The sequence below is a fragment of the Kitasatospora sp. NPDC059599 genome (assembly GCF_042735125.1).
Taxonomy (GTDB): domain Bacteria; phylum Actinomycetota; class Actinomycetes; order Streptomycetales; family Streptomycetaceae; genus Kitasatospora.
Genome location: NZ_JBHWCL010000053.1, coordinates 1 through 5,248 on the forward strand (window position 1 = coordinate 1; position 5,248 = coordinate 5,248).

Genomic DNA, 5,248 nt, shown 5'->3' on the forward strand with positions numbered 1-5,248 from the left:
GCCACCGCCACGGCCTCGACCGCTGGTTCACCACCGGCAACCTCACCACCGCCTACCTCTCCCTCGCGGCTGCTCACCCCATGCCCCGCACCGGCAACCCGGCCCGCTACTGGACCACCCTCGTCACCGCCGGCGAACTCCTCGCCGCAGCCCCCACCCCCGACAGCCGCATCACCTACGCCCTCACCCACTGCCGCACCCAAGCCACCACGCACACCACCCACACCACCAACCCCTGAGCCGGATCAGCCGCCGGAGATTCCCAACCCGCCCCGGGTGGTAGGCACTTCCACAACCACACCGGATCGGGAATGGGGCTGTGGCGTGCAGTGGGTCGAGTCGATGGTGCTGGCACTGTTCCCGCCATTCGTGGCGGGGGTGCTCTACCGGCCCGTCATGGCGGTGTTCGACGTGCTCGACGTGTGGAAGGGGTGGTGGATCCCGCCGCAGATCGCCGGCCGCGTGCCGCGTGCCGTCGTTCCGAGTGCGGCCGACCTCACCGGCTACGGCGACGCCCTGCTGGCGCCGGTCGGATCGACCCCGGCAACACTGCAGGAGCACTGGTGCCGTGGAATCCGGCGCTCCTGGGGAATCGAGACCTGGCTCCTGGTCTTCGCCATCGTTCCGGCAGCAGTGGCCGCCATGTTCGCCCTGACCGGCCTCTACCTCATTGTCTTCCCGAGCAGTGCGGAGGAGGCGGCGCTCTTCCGGGGCAATCTGCTGCGGACGTTCTCCTTCTGTGCCGGGATGGGCAGCGCGGCCGTGCTGTGGGTCTACCGTTCGATGTTCCTCTACCGGCGGCGGGTCGGCGAGAGTCTTCCGCTCACCTCTGCCGTCGACCTCGCCCGGCTGCTCCGCAAGTGCCAGGAGGCCTCCGTCGGGACGCTCCCCCTGCTGGAACTCGACCGGCACGTCGCGCGCCACACCAACCGGCTGGGCTGGTTCGCCACGTACGGTGTCGACCGCGAACGGAGGCGCACCGCTCTGCGTCCGCACATCGCCGGGGTGCAACAGGCCCTGGAACGGGAGATGTCGACCGTCCTCCGGGAAGGGCCGGACGCCGTCCCCTGCCTGGCCCGGCTGGTCGCCACCCTGCTCGACCGGTCGGTGCAGGGCCGGTGGATGGGCCTGCTGGACGAGGCGGACCTTCCCGAGACGCCCACCGAACTGGTCACCGCTCGGGAGGACAGGCACGATCGCGTGGTCGTTCTGGCGGGCAGCGTCGCAGCGGTGGTCATCGTGGCCGCCGCGACCGCCGCCGACCTCCCGGCCTCGGTGGTCGCGCCGGCCGCGCTGACCGCTCTCATCGGTCCCGCCGCGATGTGGGGAAGCGAGAAGCTCGGCAGCCTGCGTGAATACCTGGGCACCGTACGGTCCGGCATCGGCGCCCCAGCCGCCGAGCCGGCGGCAGGCACCCCGGAACCGTCCGCGCCCGCCACCTGACGAATCCGGTGTCGCTCGCCCATGCGTGGGAAGTCGGCCCCGCCGACTTCCCACGCGTCATCTCAGCCCGGTCGTCACCGCCCGGAACACCTCACCCGCTTCAGTGGGGCAGACTCGCGTGCCTCTCCAGGAACGCGTCCACCTCGGCCGGGTCCTCCAGCGGCAGCGGGTAGACCAGCAGCCGGTCCACGCCGAGTTCCGCGTAGCGCCGTGCGGCGTCCGCTTCCACCTCGACCGGGTCGATCTGCACGAAGTTGATCTCCAACCGGCCGAGCCGGGCCGGGCGGGGCACCTCGGCGGCGGCCTTGCGCAGCCCGTCGAGGTGGGTGGCCAGGGCCTCCGGGGAGGGGCCGGCGCCGATCCAGCCGTGCCCCTTGGCGACCGCCCGCCGGTACGCGGCCGGGCTGTGCCCGCCGATCACGATCCGCGGGCCGTCGGGCCGCACCGGGCGCGGATGCGCGTCCACGTGGTCGAAGTTCGCGTACCTGCCGTGGAAGGCCGGCTCCGGTTCGGTCCACAACTGCCGCATCGCGTCCAGGTACTCGTCGGTTCGGCCGCCACGCTCCGAGAGCCGGACGCCCACCGCGGCCATCTCCGGTTCGAGGTAGCCGGGTGCGACGCCGAGGAGCACCCGGCCGCCGGACAGCACGTCGAGACTGGCGACCTGCTTGGCCAGGACCACCGGATTGCGCTGCGGGAGAATGAGGATCCCGGTGCCCAGCTCGATCCGCTCGGTCAGCGCGGCCACGTAGGACAGGTGCACCAGGGGGTCGAGGATCGGGTCGGTGGGTTCCATCGGCGATTCGGGCACCCGGGGGCTGGGCAGCACCACGTGGTCCCCCACCCACCAGGACCGGTACCCCAGTTCCTCCGCCCGACGGGCCAGCCGCGCCGTGTCCGCCGGCCCCACCGTCGCCTTGGCACTCAGTCCGAACACACCCAGTTCCACGAGCCCCTGCCTCCGTCGATTCCCGTCCTGCGGCCGCCGGACGGCCTTGCACACACCGTGTCGTCCGTCGACACGACCAACCGGCCGGCTCGACCGCCCATTCCCGGCCGGCGCGCGACACTGACTCCAACCTGCCGTCCCCGCCCGTCCGTTGGGAGCGCGCCGGGTACCGCGACGACAGCCCGCACAAGCTGATCGACTCCCTCACCACCGCGCAGTCCCGACCCGCCACCATCCTCGCCGACCCGGGCCGTATCGACCCCCAAGCGACGCTCGTGCCGCCCGACACCGTCACCACCCCCGGCGTGCTCCGCCTCGACCGCGCCCCCACCGCCGTCGAGGTCCACCACGGCCCCGGCTGCCGCAGCGCACTGCTGCCCCGGCTCCCCTCCCAGCCGGGGCACGCGATCGTCACCGCCCCGGACGAGCACTGGGCCGCCGTCACCGAGCACCCGTTCCCCTCCCCCTCGGCGTTCTGACCCGGACGGGCGAAAACTCCCGATCGGATACGAAGCACGGGGCTAGTCTGTGCCCATGGTTGCGAACGAAACACACCAAGTAGCCACCGAAGAGCCGGAGTTCGTCAGCGCCCCGGCCCTGATCCTCCGCTCCCTCGGCGCCGATCCCGGCCGGCCGGCGATCACCACCGCCGACGGCGACGTGATCACCGCCGGCGACTTCACCGCCGCCACGTACCGCCTCGCGCACGAGCTCCTCGCCCGGGGCGCGGCCCGCGGCACCACCGTGACCCTGCTGACGGGCAACACCGCCGAGGCGCTGAGCGCCCGCTACGCGGCGGGGCTCGCGGGGGCCCGGGTGGTGAACCTGTACGACGGCATGAGCGCGCCGGTGCTGGCCGAGATCACGACGAGCGTGGACACCGGCATCCTGCTCGTGGACGCCGAACGGTACTCCACGGCCGCCGAGTTGCTGCCGCTCGTCGACGTCCCGACCGTCCTCACCCTCGGCCCGGGCCCCGAAGCGGCGGGAAACGGGACGGCGGGGAACGGAGCGGCGGGGAACGGGGCAGCGGGGGGCGAGGCGATCGGCGAGGACGTCGTCGCCGCCTCCGCCCGCCGGCCCGCCGAGCCGCCGGCCGTCCGGATCGGCCCGGACGACGACCTCGGCATCCGCCACACCGGCGGCACCACCGGCATCCCCAAGGGCATCCGCAGCCTGCACGGCCCGTACCGGAGCGCCTTCGACGTGGCGTACGGCGGCCGCGACGACGTCCCGCCCCGCCTCCTCGCCGCCACCTCGCTCGCGCACCTCGCCGGGGTGCTCGCCGACCTGACGTTCCACAGCGGCGGCACCGTGGTCATCCAGCGCTCCTTCGACCCGGGCGCGGTGCTGGCGGCCGTCGAACGCGAACGCATCACCGACCTGTGGGTCCTGCCGCCGCTGCTCTACCGGTTGCTGGACCACCCCGCGATCGGCCGCACCGACCTGACCAGCCTGCGCCGGGTCTCCTACGGGGGCTGCGCCGCCTCGCCGAGCCGGATCCGCGAGGCGATCAAGGTGTTCGGGCCGATCCTGGTGAGCGGCTACGGGCAGTCCGAGGCGCAGAACATCGCCGTGCTCCCCCCGCACGAGCACGACCGGATCGGCCACGACGGCCAACTCTCCGTCGGCAAGCCCCTCCCGGGCGTGGAGGTGGCGATCCGCGCCGCCGACGGCGCCGGACTGCCGACCGGCGAGCAGGGCGAGATCCACATCCGCTCGACCACGGTGATGGCCGGGTACTGGAAACGGCCCGACCTCACCGCCGAGGTCCTGTGCGACGGTTGGCTGAACACCGGGGACATCGGCTACCTCGACGAGGACGGCTACCTCTACCTGGCCGACCGTCTCAAGGACAAGATCATCGTGGTCGGCGGGCACGTCTACCCCGCCGAGGTGGAGGAACTGCTGCTCACCCACCCGGCGATCGCCCAGTGCGCGGTCTACGGCGTGCGCGACGCCCAGGAGGCGGAACACGTCCACGTCGCCGTCGTCCCCGCACCGGGGCAGCGGCCCGAACTCGACGACGTCCGCGCGTTCGTCACCGCCCACAAGGGCCGGATGTACGCGCCGGAAGCCCTGCACCTGCTGCCCGCGATCCCGCTGACGGCCGTCGGAAAGCCCGACAAGAAACTGCTGCGCGACTCCCACACGGGCTGACGACCGCCCATGACGGCCGTACCCGTCGGCAAGCCCCGACGGGTGCGCCATCATGGCGCCATGGCAGATGAAACGATCACCGCTCGCACCATCGCCGACCGCCACCTCGACCACGTGGCCGCCCACGACCCCCTGGACGCAGCCTGGTTGGGCCTGCACCCGGGCGACGACCGGCAACCGGACCTCTCCCCGGAAGGACTCGACGCACGCGCCGACATCGCCCGCCGCACCCTTGCCGCACTCGACGCCGCCACGGCCGGACCCACCACCGCGGACCCCACCGCGGCCGGCACCGCCGCCGACCCCACCGACCCCGCCGACCCCGCCGACCGCACCTGCGCCAGGCTGCTCCGCGAACGCCTGACCGCCGAACTCGCCGTGCACGACTCCGGCGAGAACTACCGCCAGCTGCGCAACATCAGCGGGCACGTCCACCAGGTCCGGGACATCTTCACCTACATGCCGACCGCCACCGACGACGACTGGGCCGCGGTGGCCGGCCGGATGCGCAACCTGCCCGCCGCGCTCGACGGGTACCGCGCGACCCTCACCGAGGGGATGTCCCGGCGCCTGCTCGCCGCGCCCCGCCAGGCGTCCGCCGTCACCTTCACCACGCCCGTCAACGGTTCAGCCGCCGACGCGGACGCGAAGCGCTACCTGGGCTCGGAATCGATGGCCACCACGATCGGGAGCCTC

At 72.9% G+C, this 5,248-nt stretch carries 5 protein-coding genes and 1 pseudogene; 5 read left to right on the forward strand and 1 reads right to left on the reverse strand.

Annotation, left to right across the window (positions count from 1 at the left end; all coding sequences use genetic code 11):
* Positions 1–239: pseudogene (locus ACFV04_RS19770) on the forward strand (hypothetical protein); the annotation flags it as partial.
* An 85-nt stretch (positions 240–324) separates the two neighbouring features.
* Positions 325–1,443: a hypothetical protein gene (locus tag ACFV04_RS19775; RefSeq protein WP_380530605.1), complete on the forward strand. Its 1,119-nt coding sequence runs from the start codon at positions 325–327 to the stop codon at positions 1,441–1,443.
* A gap of 100 nt (positions 1,444–1,543) precedes the next feature.
* On the opposite strand, the gene ACFV04_RS19780 is transcribed toward ACFV04_RS19775, so the two are convergent.
* The gene (locus ACFV04_RS19780) at positions 1,544–2,380 is read right to left on the reverse strand and encodes an LLM class F420-dependent oxidoreductase (RefSeq protein ID WP_380530608.1); all 837 of its coding nucleotides are present in this window, start codon (positions 2,378–2,380) and stop codon (positions 1,544–1,546) included.
* Positions 2,381–2,667: 287 nt separating this feature from the next.
* Here ACFV04_RS19780 and ACFV04_RS19785 point away from each other — a divergent pair, with 287 nt between their 5' ends.
* The 3 genes from ACFV04_RS19785 to ACFV04_RS19795 all read left to right on the forward strand — a co-directional run.
* On the forward strand, positions 2,668–2,871 hold the full coding sequence (locus ACFV04_RS19785; RefSeq protein WP_380530611.1) for a hypothetical protein: 204 nt from the start codon (positions 2,668–2,670) through the stop codon (positions 2,869–2,871).
* Between the two features lie 55 nt (positions 2,872–2,926).
* Entirely contained in the window at positions 2,927–4,552 is a 1,626-nt protein-coding gene (locus ACFV04_RS19790) for an AMP-binding protein (protein WP_380530614.1), read from the forward strand.
* 60 nt (positions 4,553–4,612) lie between these two features.
* Positions 4,613–5,248: DUF885 family protein (locus ACFV04_RS19795; protein WP_380530616.1), on the forward strand; the 636-nt coding region annotated here is incomplete at its 3' end.

Excerpts from the sequence above, each read along its gene's own strand:
- ACFV04_RS19790 (WP_380530614.1), top strand. The coding sequence starts at position 2,927 with ATGGTTGCGAACGAAACACACCAAGTAGCCACCGAAGAGCCGGAGTTC.